General features: G+C 67.2%; 29 protein-coding genes. 12 read left to right on the plus strand and 17 right to left on the minus strand.

Annotated elements, in window-relative coordinates; translation table 11 throughout:
* Positions 1-717, plus strand: a complete 717-nt coding sequence (locus CVV72_RS40915; RefSeq protein ID WP_255632833.1) for a GntR family transcriptional regulator — start codon at positions 1-3, stop codon at positions 715-717.
* A complete protein-coding gene (locus tag CVV72_RS40920) occupies positions 714-1,643 on the plus strand; it encodes a GNAT family N-acetyltransferase (protein WP_219154674.1) in 930 nt (309 codons plus the stop codon). Before CVV72_RS40915 ends, CVV72_RS40920 begins: the two co-directional genes overlap by 4 nt.
* Positions 1,644-1,777: 134 nt before the next feature.
* Here CVV72_RS40920 and CVV72_RS40925 read toward each other — a convergent pair whose 3' ends face one another.
* The 11 genes from CVV72_RS40925 to CVV72_RS40975 form a co-directional block, all read right to left on the minus strand.
* Positions 1,778-2,599, minus strand: a complete 822-nt coding sequence (locus tag CVV72_RS40925) for a helix-turn-helix transcriptional regulator (protein ID WP_255632834.1) — start codon at positions 2,597-2,599, stop codon at positions 1,778-1,780.
* 25 nt (positions 2,600-2,624) lie between these two features.
* Positions 2,625-3,185 carry a DUF6879 family protein gene (locus CVV72_RS40930; RefSeq protein ID WP_219154676.1) on the minus strand — a complete coding sequence of 187 codons (561 nt, stop codon included), beginning with the start codon at positions 3,183-3,185 and terminating at the stop codon, positions 2,625-2,627.
* Positions 3,175-3,534, minus strand: a complete 360-nt coding sequence (locus tag CVV72_RS40935; protein ID WP_219154792.1) for a hypothetical protein — start codon at positions 3,532-3,534, stop codon at positions 3,175-3,177. Before CVV72_RS40935 ends, CVV72_RS40930 begins: the two co-directional genes overlap by 11 nt.
* A 144-nt stretch (positions 3,535-3,678) precedes the next feature.
* A complete protein-coding gene (locus CVV72_RS40940; RefSeq protein ID WP_219154679.1) occupies positions 3,679-3,954 on the minus strand; it encodes a helix-turn-helix domain-containing protein in 276 nt (91 codons plus the stop codon).
* A 209-nt stretch (positions 3,955-4,163) separates the two neighbouring features.
* A complete protein-coding gene (locus CVV72_RS40945) occupies positions 4,164-4,493 on the minus strand; it encodes a hypothetical protein (protein WP_219154682.1) in 330 nt (109 codons plus the stop codon).
* A 171-nt stretch (positions 4,494-4,664) separates the two neighbouring features.
* Entirely contained in the window at positions 4,665-4,802 is a 138-nt protein-coding gene (locus tag CVV72_RS40950; RefSeq protein WP_192746951.1) for a hypothetical protein, read from the minus strand.
* 644 nt (positions 4,803-5,446) lie between these two features.
* Positions 5,447-6,484 carry a hypothetical protein gene (locus tag CVV72_RS40955; protein ID WP_219154685.1) on the minus strand — a complete coding sequence of 346 codons (1,038 nt, stop codon included), beginning with the start codon at positions 6,482-6,484 and terminating at the stop codon, positions 5,447-5,449.
* A gap of 651 nt (positions 6,485-7,135) precedes the next feature.
* On the minus strand, positions 7,136-7,525 hold the full coding sequence (locus CVV72_RS40960; protein ID WP_219154688.1) for a hypothetical protein: 390 nt from the start codon (positions 7,523-7,525) through the stop codon (positions 7,136-7,138).
* Entirely contained in the window at positions 7,522-7,809 is a 288-nt protein-coding gene (locus CVV72_RS40965) for a hypothetical protein (RefSeq protein WP_219154691.1), read from the minus strand. Before CVV72_RS40965 ends, CVV72_RS40960 begins: the two co-directional genes overlap by 4 nt.
* Before the next feature lie 145 nt (positions 7,810-7,954).
* Positions 7,955-8,596, minus strand: coding sequence for a PIN domain-containing protein (locus CVV72_RS40970; protein WP_219154694.1), 642 nt, complete (start codon positions 8,594-8,596; stop codon positions 7,955-7,957).
* A gap of 63 nt (positions 8,597-8,659) precedes the next feature.
* Positions 8,660-9,085, minus strand: coding sequence for a helix-turn-helix domain-containing protein (locus CVV72_RS40975; protein ID WP_255632835.1), 426 nt, complete (start codon positions 9,083-9,085; stop codon positions 8,660-8,662).
* Between the two features lie 868 nt (positions 9,086-9,953).
* On the opposite strand from CVV72_RS40975, the gene CVV72_RS40980 reads away from it, so the two are divergent.
* Positions 9,954-10,187, plus strand: a complete 234-nt coding sequence (locus tag CVV72_RS40980; RefSeq protein ID WP_219154698.1) for a type II toxin-antitoxin system Phd/YefM family antitoxin — start codon at positions 9,954-9,956, stop codon at positions 10,185-10,187.
* Between the two features lie 215 nt (positions 10,188-10,402).
* Entirely contained in the window at positions 10,403-12,376 is a 1,974-nt protein-coding gene (locus CVV72_RS40985; protein ID WP_219154701.1) for a hypothetical protein, read from the plus strand.
* Positions 12,377-13,648: 1,272 nt separating this feature from the next.
* Here CVV72_RS40985 and CVV72_RS40990 read toward each other — a convergent pair.
* The 3 genes from CVV72_RS40990 to CVV72_RS41000 all read right to left on the minus strand — a co-directional run bounded on the left by CVV72_RS40990 (position 13,649) and on the right by CVV72_RS41000 (position 15,628).
* Positions 13,649-14,512, minus strand: a complete 864-nt coding sequence (locus CVV72_RS40990; protein WP_219154703.1) for a ParB/RepB/Spo0J family partition protein — start codon at positions 14,510-14,512, stop codon at positions 13,649-13,651.
* Complete coding sequence (locus CVV72_RS40995) at positions 14,512-15,207, minus strand: ParA family protein (RefSeq protein ID WP_255632836.1); 696 nt, start codon at positions 15,205-15,207, stop codon at positions 14,512-14,514. Before CVV72_RS40995 ends, CVV72_RS40990 begins: the two co-directional genes overlap by 1 nt.
* Before the next feature lie 223 nt (positions 15,208-15,430).
* Entirely contained in the window at positions 15,431-15,628 is a 198-nt protein-coding gene (locus CVV72_RS41000) for a hypothetical protein (protein WP_219154706.1), read from the minus strand.
* A 168-nt stretch (positions 15,629-15,796) separates the two neighbouring features.
* Here CVV72_RS41000 and CVV72_RS41005 point away from each other — a divergent pair, with 168 nt between their 5' ends.
* The 6 genes from CVV72_RS41005 to CVV72_RS41030 all read left to right on the plus strand — a co-directional run bounded on the left by CVV72_RS41005 (position 15,797) and on the right by CVV72_RS41030 (position 18,272).
* Positions 15,797-15,958 carry a type II toxin-antitoxin system Phd/YefM family antitoxin gene (locus tag CVV72_RS41005; RefSeq protein ID WP_219154708.1) on the plus strand — a complete coding sequence of 54 codons (162 nt, stop codon included), beginning with the start codon at positions 15,797-15,799 and terminating at the stop codon, positions 15,956-15,958.
* Positions 15,959-16,072: 114 nt separating this feature from the next.
* Entirely contained in the window at positions 16,073-16,396 is a 324-nt protein-coding gene (locus tag CVV72_RS41010) for a hypothetical protein (RefSeq protein WP_219154711.1), read from the plus strand.
* Positions 16,397-16,502: 106 nt separating this feature from the next.
* Positions 16,503-16,865 (plus strand): hypothetical protein, encoded by a 363-nt coding sequence (locus tag CVV72_RS41015; RefSeq protein ID WP_219154714.1) that lies wholly within the window; start codon positions 16,503-16,505, stop codon positions 16,863-16,865.
* A gap of 7 nt (positions 16,866-16,872) precedes the next feature.
* Complete coding sequence (locus tag CVV72_RS41020) at positions 16,873-17,271, plus strand: hypothetical protein (protein ID WP_219154716.1); 399 nt, start codon at positions 16,873-16,875, stop codon at positions 17,269-17,271.
* Positions 17,272-17,366: 95 nt separating this feature from the next.
* Positions 17,367-17,690 (plus strand): hypothetical protein, encoded by a 324-nt coding sequence (locus tag CVV72_RS41025; protein WP_219154719.1) that lies wholly within the window; start codon positions 17,367-17,369, stop codon positions 17,688-17,690.
* A 102-nt stretch (positions 17,691-17,792) separates the two neighbouring features.
* The gene (locus CVV72_RS41030) at positions 17,793-18,272 is read left to right on the plus strand and encodes a transcriptional regulator (protein ID WP_219154724.1); all 480 of its coding nucleotides are present in this window, start codon (positions 17,793-17,795) and stop codon (positions 18,270-18,272) included.
* Between the two features lie 74 nt (positions 18,273-18,346).
* Here the strand turns inward: CVV72_RS41030 and CVV72_RS41035 are convergent, their stop codons facing one another.
* Complete coding sequence (locus tag CVV72_RS41035) at positions 18,347-18,487, minus strand: hypothetical protein (RefSeq protein WP_219154726.1); 141 nt, start codon at positions 18,485-18,487, stop codon at positions 18,347-18,349.
* 795 nt (positions 18,488-19,282) lie between these two features.
* Here CVV72_RS41035 and CVV72_RS41040 point away from each other — a divergent pair.
* Positions 19,283-20,686, plus strand: a complete 1,404-nt coding sequence (locus CVV72_RS41040; RefSeq protein WP_219154729.1) for a hypothetical protein — start codon at positions 19,283-19,285, stop codon at positions 20,684-20,686.
* 198 nt (positions 20,687-20,884) lie between these two features.
* On the opposite strand, the gene CVV72_RS41045 is transcribed toward CVV72_RS41040, so the two are convergent.
* The gene (locus CVV72_RS41045; RefSeq protein WP_219154732.1) at positions 20,885-21,289 is read right to left on the minus strand and encodes a hypothetical protein; all 405 of its coding nucleotides are present in this window, start codon (positions 21,287-21,289) and stop codon (positions 20,885-20,887) included.
* 99 nt (positions 21,290-21,388) lie between these two features.
* A complete protein-coding gene (locus tag CVV72_RS41845; protein ID WP_255632837.1) occupies positions 21,389-21,658 on the minus strand; it encodes a peptidase inhibitor family I36 protein in 270 nt (89 codons plus the stop codon).
* A gap of 410 nt (positions 21,659-22,068) precedes the next feature.
* Here CVV72_RS41845 and CVV72_RS41055 point away from each other — a divergent pair, with 410 nt between their 5' ends.
* Positions 22,069-23,688 carry a helix-turn-helix domain-containing protein gene (locus CVV72_RS41055; RefSeq protein ID WP_219154736.1) on the plus strand — a complete coding sequence of 540 codons (1,620 nt, stop codon included), beginning with the start codon at positions 22,069-22,071 and terminating at the stop codon, positions 23,686-23,688.
* The last annotated feature ends 15 nt before the right edge of the window (positions 23,689-23,703 follow it).

Genomic DNA, 23,703 nt, shown 5'->3' on the forward strand with positions numbered 1-23,703 from the left:
GTGCGGATTGCAGCCGAGTGGGCCGAGAAGATCGACAGCGGCGAACTCCGTCACGGCGACCCACTGCCGACACGGGAGGAGCTCGCCGAGACGTACGGCGTCTCCAAAACCGTCATCAGGGACGCACTGGGACTCCTGCATCAGGATGGGTACCTGCAGTCGAACACCCGGCGCGGGACATCCGTGTTCCGGCTCGCCCGCTACGAGCTCCCCATGTACGTCCTCGAGGCGGATGATCGCGGGCGCGACGCCTTCACCGACGCCGTCGAAGCTCAGGGCGGACGGCCCTACCAGCACATCCGAGTGGAAACCATCGTCCCGTCAGGCTCGATCAAGTCCGCGCTCGAGTTGGCTGACAACGACCTGGTGCTCGCGCGACGCCGGATGCGCACTATCGACGGCGTCCCCTACTGCATCACGGACTCGTACTTCCCCTTTGATTTGGTCAAGGGCACCGAGATCGCCGATCCCACAGACATCCAACGCGGTGGCCGCCATGTCCTTCGCGAGCATGGTCACGAGATGGTCCGCCACCGCGACAGCATCCGATCACGCCGGCCGCACGCACGAGAGATTTCCGAGCTTGAGATCTCCAGCGGACTTCCCGTGATCCGGCACGACCGCACTAGCTACACCGCATCCGGCCAGCCAGTTCGCCTGATGGCGAGCGCCTTCCCCTCCGACCGCTGGGAGCTGACCTACGAGGTGGAGAAATGATCTCAGCTCGCTACCTCATGCACCGCGCGACGATCTCGGATCTGTCGGCCGTCATGTCTCTGCTCGACGCACGAACGGCCTGGCTGCGTACCCGGGAAACGAACCAGTGGACCACCCGGGACTTCGAGCCCGTCATGCGCGACGCCATCGACCGCGGCGAGACCTGGCTGCTGACGGAGGCGGGGCACCCAGTTGCGACCCTGACGCTGACCACTGTCGCGGATAGCGACTTCTGGACAATCGAAGAGCGACGTGCCCCCGCGTTCTACCTGTCCAAGCTCGCCACGCGCCTTGATCGCAAAGGCGAAGGGCTAGGCGCCCTCTTGATCGACTGGGCTGCCGACTACGCGGGCAACCGAGGTGTGCTGTGGTTGAGGTGGGACGTCTGGCGCACCAACGTGGAGCTGCAGAACTACTACCTCAACCTTGGCGCGACGCTCACCCGCACCGTGGACGTACCTGGGCGACACTCTGGTGCCCTGTTCGAACTGTCCAAGGCGGCTCGTCCCGGCCTCGATATCTCCACGGCGACCGATTTCGCGCCGGTGCTCACGCTGCCCAGCACGGAGAGGAGGTCTGCGGCCGAGATACTGCCCGTCGACCTGTATGGGTACGCGGGAGTCGACTCAGCAGGGAACCAGCTCGGCCACGAGTACTGCCGGATCGTCGACGGCTGGAAGACCAACCCGCTCCACACCGCCGACCTCCACGACCCGACCGTCGCGCCGGTAAGCGTCAGCCAGCGCCACAGGCCGCTACTGCATGACGCCGGCGACGGATGGCATCTCCAAGGGGCCTTCAGCAAACCAGTCGGCGACTGGCCAGCCCAGCTCGACCCAGCCACGCTGCGACGAGGCCAGGTCTACCGACTCCAGCTATCAACCGATCAGACCGCCGTTCAGCTCTTCGGCGACATCGACAGGTAGATAGCGCGTCTTCATTGCATGGGGTGGGACTAGGAGACATCTGGTCCCACCCCATTTTCATGCTCACTCTGGAGTTCTCAATCAACATCTAGTCAATGTGAGATTGACTAAGTCTGTGCGTGAAAAACGCCTGGTTAGGCGCCCTGCAGAAAGTCGCTTCTGATGCGTTCGAGCTGGGCGCGGGCGTCGTCGCCCCAGGTGATCAGGTCTTGGATCTCGGTCCAGTAGTCCTCGTAGTCGCGCAGATTTTGGGCGTCGGTGATGAGGGCGGTGGCGTTGATGGTGCCGACGAGGACGGCGCGGGAGTCGTAGATGGCGAAGGGATGGAGGGCGGGCACGGTCGCCGGGGTCGTGGAGGGGATGATCCCGAGCCTGACGTGCCCGGCCTGGCTGATGTCGATGAGGTGGGCGAGCTGTCCGGCCATGACGGCGGGGCTGCCCATGCACCAGCGGAGAGCGCCTTCGGCCATGACGATGTCGATGGTCCGGCCGCTGGTGAGGATGTCCTGGCGGAGCAAGCGGGCCTGGACGGTCCGCTCGAGGTCTTCCTCCGGGAGGGAGTCGCCGAAGAGCGCGCGGATGTAGTCGGGTGTCTGGACGAGGCCGACGACGATCGACGGGGAGAATTCGCGGATCCGTTCGGCGGTTCGCTCGATCTTGCCGATGCGTTCCTGCATCCACCAGCCGCCGCGCTGCAGGGTCATCCGCGCGCTGTGGCTGGCTTCTTTGAGGTCTTGGGCCATCTGCATGAGCTCCTTGCGGACTGTGGCCGGCGCCTTGTAGACGCGGCACAGGGCGGCGACGTCCTCGGGGCTCGGCGCGAAGGCGCCGCGTTCCGCTCGGGAGACCTTGCTCTGGGACAGCCCGGCCCTCTTGGCGGCTTCGTTCCCGCTGATGCCGAAGTCCTCGCGCAGGGTGCGCAGCGCGGTCGACAGCGGCGGGGTCGGCGTGGTCACGGTGTATCTCCTGGATCAAGCGAGGTCAGGCGGCGTGGTGGCTGTCGCGCCAGGCGTCAGGGTGGCCGCGCCAGTAGTCGCCGAATGGCTGCGCGGCAGACCACGCGGCCTGAGCGCAGGCCTGGTAGCGGGCGAGCTCGTTGACGTCGTCGACGGGCTCAGCGCCAGTGAAACGGCCGCGGTCGTCGTAGTGCATGAGGACCAGGTGCTCGTCGTCGATCAGCCAGAAGTCGTGGTTGATCAGCTCGCTCGGGGCGTCGCGCTCGGCGAGGTCGAGGATCCCGATCCGCTCGCCGGCCTCTTCGTTGTGGACGTAGCCCCACTCGAAGTCGAACCGGAGGTAGTCGGTGAGCGGGGAGCGCACGACGTGGACGCGGTAGGTGTATTTGCCCTGGGCGACCTCGCTCCGGAGCACATCCAGCCAGGCGTTCTTGCGGGCCATGTCCGGGCCTGGCTGACCGGCGAGGTAGCGCTGGAAGTCGTCACCGTCGCTGCCCACGTCGAGGAAGTCGTGGGTTTCCAGGCGGAACAGCCGCCGGGTGAACCGGGCGTCGATGTAGTCGCCGAGCTGCTCCTCATCCAGCATGAACAGGGATCCTTCCAGGCGCGGCCGCAACCTCGACGGCGTCCTCGCCCTCGGGCAGTTGCAGCTCGGCGAGCGCTTCCGCGTCGACCACCCGAGGGCCGACGACTAACAGGGTGCCGCGGCCGGTCGGGTACATCCGGGTGCCGGCGGCGACCAGGCCGTCCGGCAGGAGCCCGACGGGGATCTCCACCACGGCGTCGGAGGCGGACAGGGCGGGACCGGGCACGCTGTCGCGCGCCGCGATGTAGCCCTGGACCACCACGGTGCCCCGGTCGCTTGTGTTGATGTTCGGGCAGGTCCGACCGTTGTTGCAGGCCGCCGCCACCAAAGTGATCTTCATCGTGCCCATGACCCTCTCGTCGAACGGACGAACACGACTGAGTGTGTGACCGGGACGCACGTTTAGTCAATACGCGATTGACTAAAGGGTGATTTCGCACCGTTCTTGCCAGCGACCCATTGCGTTCCTGCTAGATCTCGCCTTTTGCGAGCCCTAGCAGAGACTGGCGCACGCACCGCCGACGATCTCGTGGTCGAAGATCCAGAAGTCAAGCTGTTCGGGGTAGCCGAGGGTGACGAGTTCGTCGATCTGGAGCTGGCGGCGGTGGAGGGCGTCGAGTTTCTGGGCGAGGGCGTGGTTGAAGGCCCAGCGGGCTGCGCCGGCGTGCTGGGCGAGGGTGTCGAGCTGGGTGGTGGTGGGGTCGAGCGCGAACCGGTACGCGCGGAGCCGCCGGGGCGGTTCCGTCGCGTTTCCGGGTTCGCTGCTCATGACGGGGGAAGCTACAGCCGGCTACCGACAATTCCGCTCCGGCTGGCCCCAGAGCCTGACGATCTTCTCGACAAGTTCTCGTAGATCGCGCTTCTGCTCTGCCTGTGTCAGCCGCGGCCCGGCTGACACGGGGTTTTTCGTCGGATCGGGGTGTGGCACCGGGCGCGGGTCTCCGGGCCGCTCGGCTGCCTGGTGTTCGTCGCGGGCGCTCACCATTCTCGCCTGTCGCGCTGGTGGGGCACGTGGAGGTCGGTGACATGGAGGAACTGGAGGTAGCAGGTGGTGCAGGGCACGCCGCGGGCGTGCTCGGCGGGTTCGGCTTGGCTGAGGTCAAGTTGAGTGCCGCAGAGGGTGGTGACGGCTGTGTTGTCGCCGTCGACGGCCGCGCTGGGCACGAAGTGCGTTTCACGGTCGGTTTCTCCGCAGATACGTCCGTTGGGGGTGGTCGCACCGCGGCGCAGGCGCAGCGGGACCACGCGGGGGCGGATCCGGGACTGGCGGGCGTGAAGATTGGGACGGCCGGTGCAACGGGGGTTCATGGGAGTAAAGGGTCCTCACTCGACTGGGGCATTGGTGTTTGCGGTAGAGGAATATTCAGGTTTCGGGTGTAATAATTCGTGCGCACTGGAGATTTAGTGGTGCACAGGATGCGGGACCGACCCGAATACGGGCCGGCCCCGCGCGGTCGGTTCTCTGACGGGAGCCGGTAGTCAGCTGATCAGGATGATGGCCTGATCAGCGGCGGTGGTCAGCAGGACGAGCAGAGGTACGGCGATCATCATGATCACCGCGCATCCGCCCCTGCTGGCCAGCCCGCCGTCCTTGTCTTTGCGGTGTTTTCCGCCCATCTGGGCGCTCCTTTCTGTTCACGGGCTGGGCCCGTGGGCCCGCGTGTCGGGCGCGAGTCGGTCCACGCCGGCCACGTGGAGGGCCGCTGACGCTGCCGCCGCGCGGGGCGTCCGTCGGCGCGGGGTGGAGACACGTGGCTTGTCCGTGTTCATCACGAAAAACTCCTTGGAAATCGATATCTGCCGATGTCTTGCCGTCGATCTCGGCCCAACGAGAACGAATGTATCCATCCGGACATGCCGGACGGAAACGGGAACTGAGCTCGGACGACAGGCAGTCAGTCCCTGTCGGTAAACGGTTTTGAGTATTTCTGCCCGACATATCACACGGCAACGTTCCGACTGGTCAGGGCAATAAAACGATCCCACCGGAATCGCGATGGAACTAATGGCACTAATAATTACTGAACCCGGCAGTAATGAGAGGCACTGAACGGGGACTGAACAATTCACTTTCTCGTTCAGTGCCGTACTCACGTGTGGAGGAGCGAAGCCGACAAGCCGATCGCCGTCCCGACCGTGGTCATCGTCGAACCGCCCCTCGCGGCCGTCACCGCCGAGGGGTGAGCGAGCTGGCGCGGACAGCACAGCGCCCGGGCGGCGACGGAGTCGCTGCCCGGGCGCAGGTGGAGTGCCCGAAGGGGTCAGGCCGAAGGAGGCACCGGAGCCAGACGCCGGTCGTGATGATCGACGAAGACGGGCATCGGACGCAGCCGCGACCGAGGCAACGGCGGCAACGGCGACCGGGTACGCCCGATCATCATCTCCAGCCGCTGCCGGACCTGATGCCTGGTCAGGGACGGGTCCTGCTCGACGATCGACTTTTCGGCGGCCTGGGTCAGTTTCGCGACCTGGGTCCGCAGATCCCAGGTCATGTGGTCGAGTTCGAGATTGTCATCGAGGAGCTGCTGGATCTGCTCATGGAGCCGCCGGTTCTGCTCCTGCTGGGAGCGATAGACCCGAGTCATGTAATCCAGCAGCACCCGGAGATCCCGCGGGTTCTCCGACGGGATCGTGTCTTCCCACGCCGGGGACGGGGTGTCCGCCATCGGCAGGGTCTCGTGGTCCTCGCGCGGCTCATGGTGAGGAGGCTCGCAGGACGCGGGCGCAGGATCCGCCGGGTGCGGCGGCTGGTCTGCGCGGAGGGCGGCGACGATGGCGGCCTTGGCCACGACGTCCCGCTCGCCCCAGGGCGGGCAGGTGATCGGCCCGGTGTAGCCCGGAGGCGCCGCGACGTCGTGAGCCCGGCACCACAGCCACGCCGCCCAGGGCAGCAGCCGTTCGCAGTCCGGCGCCGGCAACGTGGCACTGAACAGATCGGTCAGTACCTCCCAGGTCGGCGCGTTGCGCGCGGCCCGGCCGAGGAACTTGCTGCAGAAGTGCCGCAAGCCGTGCAGGTCTTTGCCGTGGCACCAGTGCCCGGGGCGGTCGCCGTACTTGGCGAGCACGGCTTCGTAGGCATCGGTCAGGGTTTCATCGCGTTCGAGGCTGCAGAGCATGAGCAGCACCAGCTGGCGGGCAGGCTCGGTCAGCCGGACGTTGGTGAACGCTGCGGTGGAGGCGATGCCGGCGAGCGCGGGCCTGCCGCGGCGCCGGGCATGGAAGGTGGTCGTCGGTGAGACCGGAGCCAGCACGCTGGCGTCCGGTCCGGGGGTGATGGTGTGCTGCACAGGATTGCGCAATGTCGTTCCGTTCTTGCCGGTGATCTCCGGCGGCTCCCCGATCGCCGCCTGCTCGCCCGACCGAGCATCTAGGGAAAACGAAAGCAGTTCGTCGCTGTGCCGCGGGCGGGCTTCCCCGTGCCGCGGATGATGTTCCCTATTGCTGTGATGTACCTCTGCCTTTCTGTGGAATGAGCCCGTCCGCGCACTCGGGCATGAAAGCCGGAGCCCACTCCCTGGGCTTGGCGCAAGCGGCAGAACCCCCTACTGACTCCTGCCGCTCCCCGGCCGTCGGGCCAACCTATCCGTTACCGGCCGGTGACCAAGCGCCACGCCACAGAATCACTCCGAATAGGTAGTCAGTACCAAACGAAACGCAACCCGTTCGGCCTAACAAAGGCCGCAAGCGCTCTCTGAATGTCGATAACGCGCCCCTCGGCCACGGCGCCCGAATCCCCAGTCGCGGAATCCGAGCGCGCGCCGGACCCACTGTCAGCAAACCGGTCCACAACCACCGCGCGGAAATCGGCCGGGCCACTGCCGGCCAGGCCTCGCCGCGGGCCGCTTCGCGGGAGCCCGCTGAAAACTCGCTGGCCAAGACCAGTGCCACGATCAGTTGCCAGGCAACCGAGTCGGCATGGCACTGACCTTCTTCGCCAGAACGGAGGCCGCCTAGATCGGCAGCCGCACGACGCGGACCGATTCCGGGTACGACTCTGGGCTCGGCGTGATCACCGAGGCGTCATACGTTGCCGCGGTATGCACGACGTGGCCGATGTCCGGCGCCAGGTCGGCCAGCGATTCGCACAACGCCGTGACGGCCGGGGCGTCCAGCAGGACGACGTGCAGCGGTTCCAGCACCGACACGTGCCGGGTCAGGCCTGTTCGCTGGCGACCCGCGTGCAGCAGGGCCATCGCCGGGACCAGAAGCCGTGGACCGCGATAGAGGGCCAGGACGACGTCGTCGACGTCGCGCGGGGTGCCGTACAGCAGCTTCGACAGCACCGTGTTGCCGGAACCGAGCGCGTCCAGCGCCGCAGTGTCCAGGACGAAGGACCTCACGCGCCGGCGGCCCGGACGAGGGCTTCGTCATCGCCGGCGTCCAGTGCCGCCCAGAGCGCCTCGCCCTCGGCGCGGTCGCTGGGAGCGAGTTCGATCCCGAGCTGGCGAAGGGTCTCGCGGGTGCGTTCGTCCCGGGCGTCGAGCTCGGCGGCGGTCGGGAGACGGTCCGCGACGCTGGAGATGAAGGCGCCGATGGACTGGCCCTTCTCGGCCGCGAGCACGGCCAGCCGGTCACGAGCTTCCATCGTCACCTTCACCGTCGTCATCGCGGTATCCGAAGTCATCTACTTATCGTATACCCCGGAGTTCCGGTTGAGGGGCATTGACGAATCCGCTGGTGAGGACCATTGCCACGTCAGTTCCAGCGCACGATCACCGGGCGACGCAGGTCGTCTCTGCAAGCAGCGCTGTGGTGATCCCGTGGTGCTGTTAGAACCTCGGGAGTTGCTGCTTGTCGCCAGCCACTGGCGCCTGCATGTTGTCCGCGGGCAGCGAGAGCTCGCCCTGAAAGTTCCGCACGCGTTCCGCGAACTCCGGGCAGCCGGCTTTGATCAGCGGGCCGGCCAGGTCGGCGCGGCCCGCGTTCCTTTTCGCCCAGTACTCGGTCTGCGTGCGGGTCACGTCTCGGACGAGGTCGGGCGCGCTGTTGGCCACCAGCATGAAGAATTCGTCAGGCCGGTAGACCTCGTAGGGCATCGAGTCGGCGTGCTCCTCTGCGAGGAAGAAACCGTTGTCGCAGCTGAGGATGTAATCAGCCTGGCAGGCCACCGCGGCAGCGTGCACATGCTGGTCGTCGTGGTCGTCCCCGGGAAACGTGCCGTCGATCGTGAAGTCGTCGACCCGGCCGTCCTCGAAGACACTGGCGATCCGATCTCGGATCTGCGTGATCTTCACGCCGTCCCAGGTGGGGTGCTTCTTCCGGAGATGGTAGATCGCTTCCGCGAGCACGTCCTCGGTCCAATAGACCATGTAGATCTCGCCGGGCGCGCTGAGCTGCAACAACGCCAGCCAGTCTCGCAGGGTGCGGGAGTACAACACGTTCGCGTCGACGAACACTCTCGAGGGGACCACTGCAAGAGGCTATCTACCGGCCGATCTGCACTCAGGCAGACACGGCCGGTAGACAGTGACAAATCAGTCGTCTTCGAGGGCCCGCAGCTCATTGAACGCAGCGAGCTGCCGTTGCCGGCGTGCCTGCTGTTCACGCAGTACGTCAGTCGTCCAAAGCCGGGTGTGTGAACCGACCTTGTGTGACGGGATCTCGCCGGCGTTGACCTTGCGCATCAGGGTTGGGCGCGACACGCCAAGTAATTGCGCCGCCGCGGTAGTGGTTAGTTCCTCTGGCATGGAACTGACCGTGACCGCGTGTCCTCGTGCGACAGCCTGGATCACCTGGGCGATGAGCTGGGATAGCTCGTTCGGCACAGGCACGGCGTCGCCGGTCTTGTCCGACGCGGCGGTGAAGCGGGCACCGCGATCAGGTAGCTGGCTCGCCAGCGTCTTCGCCTGCTGCTGATCCCGCTCGTTCGCCAGTAGAAGCTCACGGTCGGTCGTAGCCACCAGTGCTGGCACTGTAATCACTCCCATCAGGATGCTTCTAGTTACAGCCGTAGCTGGCTACAGTTGCAACCGAACCATCGTGCACTTATAAGTGCAAGTGAGACCAGTTCACCATGTCGCCCGTTTACACGCAACCTCAAAGCAGGCACCTCAGCCCGTGAGCTGCGGCACGCCGGATCTCCCGACGGCCTGGCCCTGATGCAGCCTGGATCAGGCTCGAGCTGGAGGATCACGCTTGATGCACGCTGAATCAGGCGTGATCCAGCGTGCATCACCTCGAAGAGCTCAGCTGGACGTCGACACCGGGGTCCTAGGCCTTCCGCGTCTCGGCGCAGGATCGTGGCGAGTTCGGGACGGGCGTGAACCTCGGCGGTGTTCTTCCACGCCGACCCCAGGTCCGCCACCAGTGCGGGGCGACCCAGGGAATCGGCCCGCTCCATGGGTGTCGACCATTCGCTGGCGACGATCGCGACGTCGGCCTCTCGCAGATACCGCGGCCAGGGAAAGGCGGTGGCGGTCGAGGCTCCGGCGGTGCCTATCGGCTCGCTCGGCGCTGAGCAGGATCAAATCCTGTTGGCTCTTGTCGCGCTGCCGGATACGGACGCGGATCGGGTCGACGACAGTTTGAGCTTCTCCGCTGTCGTCGGACGAACGTGCACCGTCTGCCGCGCGGCCGCGGTCCGACGGAGACCCGGGCAGTCGGACATGTCAGGCGCAGTTGGCAGGGTGTCAAGAGTGTTTTGGGGGTCTACCTGCGGAAACTTTGTCAGTCTGGCGACACGCCGTAGGGACCGGGGGCGTGGGAATGCGCACATTGTGACGCTAGGGTTACCCCCGCAACTTGCCTCAGACGTCTCAGGAGCCCCAGATGACCACCGTGACTGCGCACCAGCTCAGGGCGAAGGTTGCCGTTCTCCGTGAGTCGATGCTCAAGGGCGAGGAACTGGAAGTCACCTTCCACGCGAAGCCGCTCGCGCGCGTGATCCCTCCGGCTCGGGTCGAGCAGGAGCGTGCGGAGCTGGCTCGCCTGCGGGCCGAGGTCGCGCGGTTGCGGCGTCAGGTCCGTCAGCTCGAACAGCAGCGGGAGGTGCCCGCCGCATAGAACAAACGCCCTAGGGAGTTGGCGCTCCCTGGGCGTTAAGGCCTTGAACCCTCGGGTTGGCGCCCGAGGGGAGCGGAATCGGCAATCCGCTCAGTTTTAAGTTTTCTACCCCGCACTGCACAGAACAGCAGCAACACAACAACAAACAACCCACAACTTCATACCGAGAAGCGGTTTGGCGGCCGCTGTCTCGACCCTCACCGGATTGGCGTCCGGTGAACCACCAACAGGACATCCGTCTTGTTGGCCGTTTTGCTGCGCTCTGGGAGTGCAGCACTTGTTCGGGAGTGACCATACCAAATGGCAGCCCGGCCGGTACCCCTATGCCTGCAATTTCGCAGGTAAATGTGCGTGTCGTACCGGCCACACAAGAGGAACTGTTCCCCGCGGACAGTGTCCAGCAGTTGTTTCAGCTGGCTGTTTCCGCTGGTCAGTGCCTTAAATGCGGTCGTCCTGGCCGTCAGCGGCCGACGCTGGTGGAGTCGTTCCCGCGTCCGGTGGCGTGCGACCTGTGCTGGCACAGCTGCGGCGGCGCGGAGGGCCTGGCCGCGGTGGTGGCCGGCGAAGTGCCGGATCCGTTCCCCGCGCGGTCGCCGGTGGAGGAGTTGCGGCAGGTCGACGACGGCCTGCGGTGGGACGACCTCCACCCGGTCGACCAGTTCCTGATCGAGTCGGGGATCGGCTGGGGTCAGCTGCGGTGGGTGCCACGGCCGGCGCGGGTGGCGCTCGCGCTGAACCTGAAGACCCGACGGCCGCCGGAGGGCACGCAGGCGGCCGAGTCGCGGCAGCTGTGGCTGGACGAGGTCCTGACCCGGATCGCGTGCTCGATCGACTTCCACCAGGACCGGTCGCGCCGGACGTGCTACTCGGTCGCCGAGGTGTACGCGTGGGACCGGAACAGGACGGGGCGCCCGCTGGCCTGGATGACCCACGAAACGGTCGGGGAGGCGATCGGGAAGTCCTCGAAGACGGTCCAGCGGTCGGTGCACTGGTTCCTGCAGCAGGAGCTGATGCACGAAGTCGTGCCGGGGCTGAAGCTGCCCCGGATGAGCCTGCCGGAGAACCCGACCGCCGACGAGCGTGCGGCCGCGCGGACGGCGGACGAGGAGCGGATGGCGGCCGCGGAGCAGGCGGAAGCGGCGGCCATGGCACGCGCCCGCGCCGAGCTCGAGCTGGTGGCGACCGGGCTGCCTCGCCGCGAGGCCGTCCTGATCGCGGCGCTGCGGCATCCGGCCCCTGCGGTGCCGCAGCAGGACGAGAAGGCCGGCTTCGTGTTCGTCGCGCCCGTCTACGAGTTGCGCGTGCCGATCCCGGCCGAGGTCCTGGCCGAGCGAGCCGCGATCGAACGCGCCCAGCGTGAGCAGCGGTGCCTGGGACTGCGGATCCTGGACGCGAACCGGGATCAGTACATCGATGTCCGGAACGCGCTGGCGCTCGGCAGGCACGTCATCGCGGTCGGCTCGGACGGCACCCTGGCCTGGGTCACCGCCGACGAGCTCCTCGTAGCCTCCGGGCGCGACGCTGTCGAGGGATCGCTGACCTGCGCAAACGTGGTCGGCTTCCTCCGGGGAACCGAAAATGTCCACCCACCTCTAGGGCTCTTTAACCATGATCAGTTCCTTACGGTGCTGGATGTGGATAAACGACCGGCTTCGCCGGGCTCTTGGACAAGCCTGTTCCGATCCGGCCCTCAGATCGCCTCTCCGGCCCGAAAGCGTCCCCGCAGGCGTCCAGACACGCCAAAGGGGCACTCGGGCACGCAGCGGCAAGCTGAGGAGCTTCGTCGACAGCTCGATCCCGCACTGGCTGAGATCCCCGTACGCAGTCTCGAAGCGCTGATCCGCCCCTGGCTCGCCGCGACCTGGTCCGTCTCGTCGATCCTTCGACGGATCCACGGTCAAGGCGTGCCGACCTTCGTGCACTCGCCCACGCGCTACGTTCGGCACCGCTTGAAGGACGTCCCGCAGGGACTCTCTCCCGATCAGCGGGATGCCCTGCAGCGCAAGATCGACGAGCTCGACACCGAGAACCGCCGAGCCGCCCAGCATCGGGTCGACGTCGAGGCGCGCATGAAACGCCAACGCATCGCCGACTGCGACCTGTGCGACGAGTACGGCTGGGTCGTCCTCGACGAGGATCAGGACGTCGTCGCCCGATGCAACCACGACTCGGTCACCGGAGGGTGGTGACCCTTCCCGGGCTGTATAACGCTTTATACAGCCGGGGTGAGGCGCTCACGCGGGCGTGAGGGATCGAGCTGAGATACCGCAGGGACAGGTTGCAGCGTGTGACCGAGGTGGTCTCAAGGGGTTTCGCGGCCGAGCGTTCCGTGTCCGGGACAGGCCTAAGCGCAACGCGCGACGCGTGCGCGCGCGAGGCCAACGATAGCGAAACCTGCGGCGAAAGGGCGCGAAACCCCCGGTGTCGGCGTATCCTCGGCGTACAGAGCGTGACCCACAGCCGTGCTCAGCGATCTCCGGCGGCCGCGTCGGCGGACAGCAACGCGAGCCCTAGGTGAAGGCTCGCTTCTCCGCGGCGCCCACCAGCCCCCGGGATGGATCAGCGATCGCCTCCACGTCGATTCGGAAGCTCGGCGGGATACGTCCTCCACGCCGCCGCCGCACGCGAGATGTCGCGCGGCGGGCATCCGGAACGAAACGGCGGAACCGAGGACGCCGGACGGTGCCGGCGGTTCCGGAACCCGATGCCCGCGTCCGGGCGGAATCGGCGACGCCCGAACCCCCGGAACTTCCGCCCAGAACGAGGCCTTGGTTCCGGGCGGAACGACGGGCTCGGAACCCGGAACGTCTACCCGGAACCGTTCCGGAACCGGCTACCCGAAACGTACCGTCTGACCTGCGGCGTTCCGGGTGTCGTTCCGGGCCCGATGTGAGGCTCGTTCCGGGTAGCCGGTTCCGGAACGAGCGGCGATGTTCCGCCCCGGAATCCGCCCCGCCGGGCTAGCCGCCGGTTCCGGGTGCGGTCGCCGCGACAACCCGTCGATCAGTCCCGGATGTATACGGCCGTAAATCGAGACCCAGTTCCGCCGTGCACGCCTGGCAGTACGTGCCGGATCCGAGCGTCGTCCGGCCGGCGGCGGCGCCCTCTCGAAACGTTCCACCGAGGGTGACCAAGCCGGGCGAGATGTATACGGCCGTAAATCGCCACGGCTTCGTTGTTCCGAACTGTCCACGTCGCGCCGAAGGTTCCAGAGCGGACAGAGGGGTTCTCCGGCGGCGATCTCCGTGTCCGAGCTCTGCTTCAGGCAGGGCCCGGCGGGCGCCGGGTTGTATACGGCCGTAAATCGCCGCCGCGCTGTTAGCCAGGGGCGACACCCACCCGCACCAGGCGTCTGGACATGCAGAAGGCCCCCGGACGGGTGGCCTGTGCCACACGCCGAGGGCCTTCTGTCCGAAGCGAAGTTGCAGCCGGGTTGTATACGGCCGTAAATCGCCGCCGCGCTACGGGGCGGGCTGCTGGAGCAGCTTCACCAGGACCGTCAGGTCCTCCTCGCTGAGGAATTCCCGCAGCTTGGTGGCCATTTCGTCCGGCGCGCCGATCTTCACCGTCCGCGCCCGGGGGCGGCCGCGAGGTGTCGGTGTCGGGGCGTCCCCCGCGGTGTTCTCCTCGCTACCGGTTCGTTTCTCGTCGGCGAGTTGCTGGCGAGCGAGGTCGACGTCGCCGGTGACGTCGCGCAGCTCCAGCAGTCGTTGCCAGCGCGGGAGCTGCTCTTCGGCAGGAAGTGCGCTGAGCATGCGCGCGTCCTCGAAGGCCAGCTTGTTCTCCTTGACCGCGTCCTGGAGTTCGCTGACGAGCCGGAGGAGGCCAACCCGCTGGTTGACGTAGGCGCGGGTCTTGCCGATGCGGTCAGCGACGACGCTCTGGCTTCCATGGCGGTCGACAAGCTCCTGCAACGCGAGAGCCTCCCGCAGCAGCGGGAGCTTTTCGCGGTGAATGTTGTCGATCAGCACGCCCTCGTCGAACATGCGGTCACGGCCAAGGTGGTCGGCGATGGTGACCGGCACTTCGGCGAGGTCGAGCAGCTTCGCCGCGGCGAGACGGCGGTTCCCGTTGAGTACGACCCAGTCGTACCCGGCGATCTCGTGCTCGTGCTCGGGATAGTGCGTCAGGTACATCTCGTACCGCGTGACCGCGAGCGGGGTCATGATCCCGACGCTCTTGATCCCCAGGGCGAGCTCGGCGACATCGTTGTAGTGGTCGCGCGGGTTCCGCGGGTTGTGTGCGATGGAGCCGACGGGGACCGTCTTCGGTCCGTCGCCGACATCGCCGAGTGCGGAGCCCTCGACCGTGCGCCGGCGCGCCATCAGACAGTCCCCCCGTATCCAAGCTCCAGCGCCAGCTGGAGGAAGTCGTTCTGCGCCTCGGACGCGGTACGACCCGACGGGTACTGGGTGCAGACACGCCCCTCAGCGGAGGCCGTGGAATGCATCTTGTACTTGCGGATCACGGTGTTCGTGTAGCGGAATCCCTGGGTGTCGAGCCACTTCGTGGTCAGTTCCAGATCCGTCCGGCCGTCGCGGCGATCCCAGAGGTTCCGCACGATCCGGTAGGGCAGTCCCCTCGGCTGGATCATGTCCAGCACGGTGCGCTCGGTCGGTCCGTAGGCGAGCGGCTCGAGGATCAACGGGACGACCACGTCGTCGCTGGAGTCCATCGCGCGGGCCAGGACCGCCGGCCGGGCCAGGGAGCCAGGGGCGTCGATGAAGATGTGCTCGTACTCTTCCCGCTTCTTCAGCGCGGCGACGTCGTCAGGCCGGTCGTCGACCTGCTCGAAATCGAACGGCAGCGTGTCCAGATCGGTGCGGTTCGCCCACCACACCGCTGATGCCTGCGGGTCGATGCTGGCGACCATGACGGTCGGCGCTGCGGGATCCGAACCCAGGGTCTGGGCCACCACCGCTGCGAGATTGACCGCGATCGTGGTTTTGCCAACGCCGCCTTTTTGCGACAGGACGAGATGAACCCTTGGCATAAGCCAATTTCCTTCCGTGCGCTTCACCGCGTGATACGCGGCTACTTCGGACGGGGCACAGCATGCCAGTTCGACGCCCATAAAGCGGGGAGCCCGCGAAGGAAAAGGCGTGTCCGTGCTCGAACCGTTCCGTGTGGACCTGTATACGGCCGTAAATCGGCGGCCTCGACTTGAAGGTGGAACTGAACGCGCCGCCGCAGGTTGTATACGGCCGTAAATCCCTGGGCCTGCTTCTGCGTCCCGCAAGCCGCTACGAGACGCGCGGGGTGAGCCGCTGCCGGACCTTGCTCTTGTGCTTGAGGCCTTCGCGGATCAGCTCGGAGAGGATGCGGTACTTCGGCACCGCGCCCCGAAGGTCGTAGAACAGCTCGTCACACGCTGCGGACAGGTCGTCGGCGACGTCCTTCGGGAGATACCAGGAGCGGGTGGTGAGTTCGTTGGCAGCCATGAGCCGCAGCGTAAACGGCCCTGCGAGGCCTGCGAAGACCTCCAGGCATCGCGGGGACCTTAACCTGCCTTCTCTGCCTAAGGTAGCAGATCTATCAGACCAGGTAGGAGCAATTTCCACTCGTTGGGCGGCTAGCACTTCAGTGGTACCACTGGGACCATCGGAGCTATGAAGGAGATCTTGTCCCGCGCCGCTCGTGACCAGTGGGCCGCCGTGCTCGACGACGTCCAGTGGCGTGGCGAGGAGTACGTGATCATCCGGGGCACCAAGCCGGTCGCGCGGCTGGTGCCCTACCAGCCGCCCGCGAGTGAGGAGGACGTCGACGGCTGACCTTGCCGCCGGCGGCCATCGCCGAGCGGACAACAGAAAAGCCGACCCCGGGAGCTTCAGAATTCCAGCTCGTGGCTCCAGGGATCGGCCGACACCCTCGAAAGGGAGATTCCAGTGTCTCACTCGATCGACCCTGCGCGCGAGCGCGCGGACCATCTCGCCCTGGCCAACGCCCTGGCCCTGCGCTACCACGAACTCGTGCTGCGGCCCGAGCCGCTGGCCGGATCCGACCACATCGCGGCCGCCGCCCTGGCCACCGCGGTCGCCGATAACCTCGAGCTCCACGCCGGCACCGTCGACGCCTGCACCGCGGCCGCCATCCGGCACGCCGCCGATCGCGCCCGGACCGAAGCCCGCGGCCACGACGAGGCCGCGTGGACTGACCAGGACGTCGTGCACGCACTCGGTGCGCTGCTGGACGGGGTGACGGCCCGATGAGCACGCTCTTCTACGGCGTCGCCGTGGTCCTCGACGTCACCGCCGAGGCCCTGCAGTGGCTGGCCGACCACCTCACCGACGTGGCCGACCAGGTCGGAGGCGTCCGGTGACCCCCGACGAGGCCCGCGCGCTCGTCATCCGTGACGCGGCCGGGCTCCTGCGCTGCTCACCGGACGCCGCCGCCCCGTTCGTCACCGAGATCGCCACCCGCGACGAGACTGGCATGCCGCCGTTCGCCATCCGGGCCTGGATGGCCAGCAACCTCATGGCCGGCCACCCGGCCGCGCGGCCGAACTTCGTCGACGCCGTCCTCAAGCGGCTGCACGCCCCGAGCACGTCCGACATACCTCGTGACCTTGCGATCCTCGATATCTGCTGCGACCCTGCGAGGTCTAGCAAGTCCGCGAGTGCCGTTCCACCTGGGCAGACGCGGTGCCGTGGGGCTCATAGGCGACGCCGGGCCGGGTGAGGTGGCCATGCCGATCCATCCGGAGAACCGGCACCGCTACCCCGCCGACTGGCCGATGATCAGCTACCGCATCCGGTTCGAACGCGCCGGCGGCCGCTGCGAATGCCGCGGTGACTGCGGCCGCCCCGCCAAGCACCTGGCCGTCGACGGGCGCTGCCGCAACCGGCACGGCACGCCCGCGGCCGGAACCGGGTCCGAGGTCGTGCTGACCACCGCGCACCGCGACCACATCCCGGAGCACTGCGCCGAGGACAACCTCGTCGCCTTCTGCCAGGGCTGCCACCTCCACCACGATCGCGACCACCATCGCCAGAGCCGGGCCCGGCGGCTACGTGAAGCCGCCGAGGCCGAGATGGTCCCGCTGTTCGACCTCGCACCACACGCCACGCAACACCAGCAGGCCTAGCGCGTCTCGCAGACCTATCCACCCAGCCAGAAAGACCAGAATTCGAGCGGGTTGATAGGTCTCGCAGACGCCGCAGGCCCAGTAGGGAGGACCTCATGACCGACCCCGTGATCACCACCGTCACCGCCGCCATCGACCGCTTCTGCCACACCGTCGACTCGGTGCCCACCGCCCGCTACCTGACCGTCCTCGGCCAGCTCGACCGCCGGCAGCTCGCCGAGCACCTGGCCCAGCTCGACCGGATCCGCGAGCAGCTGGTCGACCTCGCCGACGGCGCCCTCGCCCGCCTCGGCGACGTCCTCGGTGCCGCGGCCACCAGTCCCTACGCCGACGCGATCGCCGACGTCCACCACGCCGGGGGCGTCAGCTTCACCACCGTCCGCGAGCTCGATCCCGACATCGCCGCCGCGATGCTCTGACCCACGCGAGACGTGCTGTGCCTCGCATGTCTCGCAGGACTCGCACACCTCGCATGTCTACGACTCCTATCCGACCAGCTCACTCGCCTGGAGGCGACCACGATGGCGTCCATCGACGACCTGACGACTCTGACCACCTTCGCCGCCAGCTGGGCGGTGCTCCACGTCGCGCACAACCTCGGCGACCACGTCACCGGCCAGACCGACCGGCAGGCCGAACGCAAAGGCGCGCCGACACCCGAGCAGGTCGCGAATGGCGACACGACCAGGCACGGCGGATGGGCGGCGAATCTCGCCCACATCGCCCAGTACCACCTGACCCTGGGCGTCCTGGGTCTGTTGGCCTGGCTCGTGCTGCCCCTGCACTGGTCGCCGGCCGGAGTGGCCGCGGCCCTCGCGGTCTCGGCGTTGACCCACGCGCTCCTGGACCGGAAGTGGCCGGTGCGGTGGCTCCTCGAACACACCGGCTCCCCGGCCTTCGCCGCTCTCAATACCGGAGGCCTCAACGGCATGTACCTGGCGGACCAAGCCCTCCACGGCCTCGCGCTCGCCGTGTCCGCCGTGCTGCTCGCCGTTCTCTGACCATCGACGTCACCGGCGGCAACATGTCTGCTTCATCGAGCAGGCTTGATAGGCCAAGCAAGACTACGGGCCTATCAAGCCTGTTCCTCGCGTTCCGACCGGTTGTCGTCAGCGTCTTCCCGTAGTGACCTTCCGCGTCCGGCGGCGATGATCGTCGTGATGGCGGCGCCCAGCGCGGTGATGATCTCGGGCAGTGCCTCCACGAAGTCGTGCATTGGTGTTCTCCCAGCTGACGGTGTCGGCACATCGCCCGGCCAGGCAGATCTGCCTGCGGCGACGCGGCCGCATGATCGCGACATTGACTGCATCTGCTCGCCAGGGAGGTCTCTGTTCTCCTGCCGCGGCCGGCATCGAGATCGCTCGTAGCGGACCAGCGCGGTGACCAGCGGGCTCAGGCGAGCTCAGCAGGCCGTCCGGAGAACGGCGCATCGGATGTAGGGATCGCCTACATATGTCCTCCGGAAGGGGTCGATCGGCCAGGCCAACGAGTGGCTGCCCTTACGAGGACCCGGCCCATGCCGCGATGATCACCTCGACTGCGGGCCGAAGACGGAAAGGCTGCGGCGATGCCAGGTGTGGAGCGGGTAGCGGCGCCAGCAGGAGGACGGTGCTGGATATGCGGGCTGACCGCGGTCGCCGGTGAACGGCTGCCCGGCCGAGGCCGCAAAGTCCGTCTCCTGTGCCGCAGGCACGACAACCTCGTGTTCGGACCAGCGCCCGAGCCGCCCGCGCGCTGAGCCACCTCCTTCGATCGGAGCGCGACCGGACCCGGTGGGGATCCCGCGCCGACGCCGACCATCGGGCGACAGGGCATGCCTGCTTCATCGAGCAGGCTTGATAGGCCTAGCAGATCTACCTCCCCTAACAACCCAGCGCTCCGGGATTCCGGATGACCTGCTGACATGCGTGACCCGGCAGACCGTCGCGCGAGCGCGCCGATGCATAAGCCGGTCTGTCGGAGCTGCCGCACTAGTGCTGTACTTTCAGTACAGCATTCAAGTTGCCTGATCGTGCAGCACTGGGACAGGGGAGTGGACGGGATGACGTGGAACGGCGAACCAGTGGCCAACGGCCTGCGCACCGATCACCCATGGCCGAACCTGCCCTTCGTCGACGACGGGCACATCCCGATCGAGGATCCCGAGGCGGTCGAAGGCCTCGGCCGCCGCGCGGGCGGTGACATGTGGGGCCGCTGCGACGACGACGAGACCACGGGGGAGTGGGCGGCTTACACCACCGACCCGAAGAACCACGACTTCGCCTGGGTCCTGCGGTTCCACCCCGATCACGGCCTGTCGGTGCTGCTCTACCGCGACGACGCCGGCTCGGGTGCCCACGACGAATGGTTCGGCGATCGGGCGCTGATGACCCGCCTCGGTGGCTACTGGTGGGACGGCACCACCTGGTACCGGCCCCGGCAGGTGCTGAACTGGGCCACCGAGACCTACATGCGCCGCCCGGTGCAGCGGCCGACCGTGATCACCGCGGCCGACCTGCTCGACGACAGCTGCCGTCCCGAGCGGGGCACCGTCTCCAAGGTCGTTCAGTTCACGCCCGGCCCGCCGGTGCCGCCGCAACAGTGGCGCCACGACCTGGCCCGCTGGGCCCAGCACCGCGCCGACCGTGACGTCCTGGCCCTGGAGCAGTGCGTCGTGACGCTGAACGCGCCCGAGCTGGCCGAAGCAGGACTGCTCGGGGTGGAAGAGTTCGCGGTCGAGGCCGGCATCGCGGCCTCGACCCTGCGCGCCTACATCGCCCGCGACGAAGCCGACCTTCCCGCGCCCCAGGTCAGCGACGGCGGCCGCAAACGCTGGTCCCGACCGGTCGTGACCGACTGGCTCGAGCAACGCCGCCGCGATCCACAAAACGCCGCTGCCGTCCTCGCCGGCGACGACGTCGCCACCGAGGACGCGGCGGGCTTGATGTCCCCGGCGCTGCGGCGGCTGCGGACCCGGCTCACCGACATGCTGCTGCGTGAGCTGTGGGAAAAGCCCGCCGTCCGCCGACGCTGGGCCCGGCCTTTCCGCAACGAAACCGCGGCCAAAGACCTGGCCGAGCAACTCGGCTGGGTCGCGGCGGTCAACGCCGACGCCGCGATCCCGACCACCGACCTGGCCTGGATGATCCAGCAGAGCGTGCTGTGGGAGCTGCAGCGCAACAGCCACCTCGCGACCGCGATGGGCGTCATCAGCCTCACCCGCCAGACCGGGCACTCGCTGGGCTGGTTCCTCGAGCAGGCACCCAAACGGGCATCAGCCCTGTTCGGTGCCATCGTCCGCGACGCCGGGAACACCCTGAAGATCCCGGCCGAAGTGGTCGAGAAGTCACTGCGAAAGTCCCTCATGCTCGACGGCGGCATGTCGAAGCAACGGGTGGACGAGTTCTTCGCCGTGGCGTTCCCGCCCCACAAATAGCGAAGCTGAGTCACAGAGCAGGCTTGATAGGAATATCGAAGCCATAGACCTATCAAGCCTGCTCGGACCCTTTGCAACCTGTCGGCAGGATCGCAGTTGCCGCGCAGCCGCGCAGTCAGCGGCCCCGGGTGAGGGCGTTGCCGACCGCCTGCCGCTTCACGTTCCACAACGCAGCGATCTCGGCGTGGGTCTTGCCGATCAGGCGGTGGGGAACGTGAGCTCGCTCTGCCCGTCCCCGGCTGCTCTCGCGCCTTTGTCGCCTGCCGGCTGCCGTGGAATCGCCGAGTCCGGCAACGACGTCTTCGTCGCGTCGTCCGCGGCCGTCGGTGGTGAATCGTCGGCGAGTTTGCGCAGGCGCCGGACCTCGGCCTGGGACTCCTCGGTTATCTCGGCGATGTCGGCGACGCTGGCACCCAAACCGGCCAGGCCGACGACCGCGGCCGCCATATGTACCTCGGCCTCCCGGCGTCGTGTTCGTGCGACCTCGAAAGCGGTGACCCACTCGAGTTCGGCCTGTTCCCGTTTCCGGGCGGCTTCCCGCCGCGCCGCGATCCTTTCCCGGACGACCTGCCGGGCCTGCACTGTCGATGATGTTTTTGCCATCACCCCAGGTTAGGCACGATCTTCGGCAAGATCACCCGAACTGGCGCGTTAACGGGGGGCAGCCGGGCTCCGCTCCGTGTCTCGGAATCTCGGAGCCGATCAGGGAACGGCTCTGTCACACTTCTTCTCGGCGTTGGCGGTTCCAACGGAGCTGGTGATGTCGTTGAAGTTGTACCGCGGGCCGATATTCCCCTTGAAGTTCGGGGAGATGCCGAGAATGCGCCCCCCGCCGCCGGCGTGCTCGTAGAGGCAGAAGATCTTGCTGGACAGGTTGTATACGGAGCTCGTCTGGTCGTTGAGGCCGACATCGGCCAGGTTGCGGGCGCCGAGCTGCATGTTGAACGCTTTGCCCTTGCCGTCGTTGTCCATGTAGATGCAGAGTCGGTTCGCGGCGCACTCATAGGGGGGTGGCGCTGCCGATTCCCCGCCGCTTGCGGTGGCGTTCGCGACCCCCGCAAACGAAAGCAAGGACGACGCAAGCATCACGCCACTGACTGTGACTACCAATTTTCTTCCCATTAGCTTCTCCGTCACATAGTCCTTATTTGCATAATTCGAATTTTGTCCAGCAAGCCACGCGATCTCGTGGAGGCGTGGCCGGCGAATCTCGTTCTGTGCGATGTCCGCGAGTGCGGTCAGGACAACGCTGCCCGATGAGTCCGCATCCGGACAACACGTCGCTGTCCCGGCATGGCCAAGCATGCCCTGACCAGGGGATATCCCATGGGTGTGGGATGGCTGCATACTGGCCCGCGACGCCGGAAACTCGGGGGAGGGCGATGGGCGTGCCGGGAGGCAGGGAAGAACTCGCGTGCCACCTCACGGCGCTCAAACAGCGCAGTGGGCTGAGCTACTCGGAGCTGGGAAGAAAGTCGCACATCAGCAGTTCGACACTGCACAGGTACTGCTCGGGAACGACTGTCCCACCGGACTATCAGACCGTGGTCGGAATCGCCGCGGCGTGTTCGGCGGGCGACGCGGAATTGATCGAACTACTGGTGCAATGGAATTCGGCGACCGGACAGGCTATTGCTTCGGAAACCGTGGGCCCGGTTGTTTCGGAGATCGGGCACCCGGTGCCGGAATACCGGCGGCTGCCACGTCCGCGCACCCTGTCGGCGGTTTCGGCCGGGCTCGTCCTGGTGCTCGTCCTCGTGTCGCTGGCCGCCAGCATGCCGGGTCTCGGGACCGCCCCCGCTCGGCAGCAGATTGCCGGCCCGTCGTGGCAGCGCGAACAACCTCTGGCGCCGTCGCTGTTCGGCGTGACGGTGTCCTCCTCAAGCGGGGCGATGCCGTCTTTCCAGGTCGGCAGTCTGCGGTTCTGGGACAGCCGCACGCGGTGGGCGAGCCTGCAGCCGCGGCGCGACACCTACGACTGGACCGTCCTCGACCGGCTCGTCGCCGGCGCGCGGAAGGCGGACCTGCCCGCGACGCTGGTGTTCGGCGGCACACCGGCATGGGCCGCGCCTAACGGGCCCAAAGCACCATATGGCGATGGTTCGCGTAGCGCGCCACCCGACGACCTGGCCGTGTGGGAGCGGTTCGTCAGCACTCTGGTGACCCGTTATCGCGGCCGCATCGCCGCCTACGAGGTGTGGGTCCACGCCAACGACCAGCGCTACTTCTCCGGTTCGACGGACACCCTGGTCGAGATGACCAGGCTGGCCGGGCGCGCCATCAAGGCCGTCGACCCGGAAGCGGTCGTGGTGTGCCCGTCGATCGCCCGGCTATGGACCGACGACGGTCGCGCCGTGCTGCGCCGGTTCGCCGAGCTGCGCGGCTACGACTACTGCGACGTCGCGGGCATCAACCTGCACCAGCAGGCGGCGGCCGACCCGCCGGAGACCATAGTCGGGCGCCTGCAGCAGATCGACGGGGCCCTGCATGACGCGGGCGTCCACCCACGCCTGTGGAACACCGGCGTCACCTACGAGTACGTGCGCAACGAACGGCTCGACGAGCAACGCGCAGTCGACTACGCCACGCGCTTCTACCTGGTGGCGATCTACGGCTCCCACTTCAGCCTCGAACGCACCTACTTCTACAACTGGGGCAGTGACAACCTGCCCATCGCGCTGCAAGCCGTCGGCCGCCCTCCCACCCGGGCCGCGCTCGCGGTGGAGGAACTGCAACGGTGGCTGACCCGCACCAGCGCTCGGTCATGCGGTCAAGGGCTCGCCATCAACCAGCCGGCCAACGTGTGGGAGTGCGAGTTCGCCGCGGACGACGGACGGCTGCTCACGATCCGCTGGACGCACGAGGGCACCGCGAGGACGTCGGTCCCGTCGCACGCCGAGGAAGTACGCAACCTCGACGGCACCAGCCATCCGGTGCGCGCAGGCGACACCGTCGCGGTCTCCGGAACTCCGATTCTCATCGTGCAGCAGCGAAGGGGCTAGTTCGAACGCGGCTTT

The organism is Amycolatopsis sp. TNS106, from assembly GCF_019330265.1.
GTDB classification, from domain to species: Bacteria; Actinomycetota; Actinomycetes; order Mycobacteriales; family Pseudonocardiaceae; genus Amycolatopsis; species Amycolatopsis lurida.

Coding starts and splice junctions, on each gene's coding strand:
- CVV72_RS40920 (WP_219154674.1), top strand. CDS start 714: ATGATCTCAGCTCGCTACCTCATGCACCGCGCGACGATCTCGGATCTG.
- CVV72_RS40930 (WP_219154676.1), bottom strand. CDS start 3,185: ATGCTGGATGAGGAGCAGCTCGGCGACTACATCGACGCCCGGTTCACC.
- CVV72_RS40935 (WP_219154792.1), bottom strand. CDS start 3,534: ATGGGCACGATGAAGATCACTTTGGTGGCGGCGGCCTGCAACAACGGT.
- CVV72_RS40940 (WP_219154679.1), bottom strand. CDS start 3,954: ATGAGCAGCGAACCCGGAAACGCGACGGAACCGCCCCGGCGGCTCCGC.
- CVV72_RS40945 (WP_219154682.1), bottom strand. CDS start 4,493: ATGAACCCCCGTTGCACCGGCCGTCCCAATCTTCACGCCCGCCAGTCC.
- CVV72_RS40950 (WP_192746951.1), bottom strand. CDS start 4,802: ATGGGCGGAAAACACCGCAAAGACAAGGACGGCGGGCTGGCCAGCAGG.
- CVV72_RS40965 (WP_219154691.1), bottom strand. CDS start 7,809: ATGACTTCGGATACCGCGATGACGACGGTGAAGGTGACGATGGAAGCT.
- CVV72_RS40980 (WP_219154698.1), top strand. CDS start 9,954: ATGACCACCGTGACTGCGCACCAGCTCAGGGCGAAGGTTGCCGTTCTC.
- CVV72_RS40990 (WP_219154703.1), bottom strand. CDS start 14,512: ATGGCGCGCCGGCGCACGGTCGAGGGCTCCGCACTCGGCGATGTCGGC.
- CVV72_RS41000 (WP_219154706.1), bottom strand. CDS start 15,628: ATGGCTGCCAACGAACTCACCACCCGCTCCTGGTATCTCCCGAAGGAC.
- CVV72_RS41005 (WP_219154708.1), top strand. CDS start 15,797: ATGAAGGAGATCTTGTCCCGCGCCGCTCGTGACCAGTGGGCCGCCGTG.
- CVV72_RS41020 (WP_219154716.1), top strand. CDS start 16,873: ATGCCGATCCATCCGGAGAACCGGCACCGCTACCCCGCCGACTGGCCG.
- CVV72_RS41025 (WP_219154719.1), top strand. CDS start 17,367: ATGACCGACCCCGTGATCACCACCGTCACCGCCGCCATCGACCGCTTC.
- CVV72_RS41030 (WP_219154724.1), top strand. CDS start 17,793: ATGGCGTCCATCGACGACCTGACGACTCTGACCACCTTCGCCGCCAGC.
- CVV72_RS41035 (WP_219154726.1), bottom strand. CDS start 18,487: ATGCACGACTTCGTGGAGGCACTGCCCGAGATCATCACCGCGCTGGGC.
- CVV72_RS41045 (WP_219154732.1), bottom strand. CDS start 21,289: ATGGCAAAAACATCATCGACAGTGCAGGCCCGGCAGGTCGTCCGGGAA.
- CVV72_RS41845 (WP_255632837.1), bottom strand. CDS start 21,658: ATGGACAACGACGGCAAGGGCAAAGCGTTCAACATGCAGCTCGGCGCC.
- CVV72_RS41055 (WP_219154736.1), top strand. CDS start 22,069: ATGGGCGTGCCGGGAGGCAGGGAAGAACTCGCGTGCCACCTCACGGCG.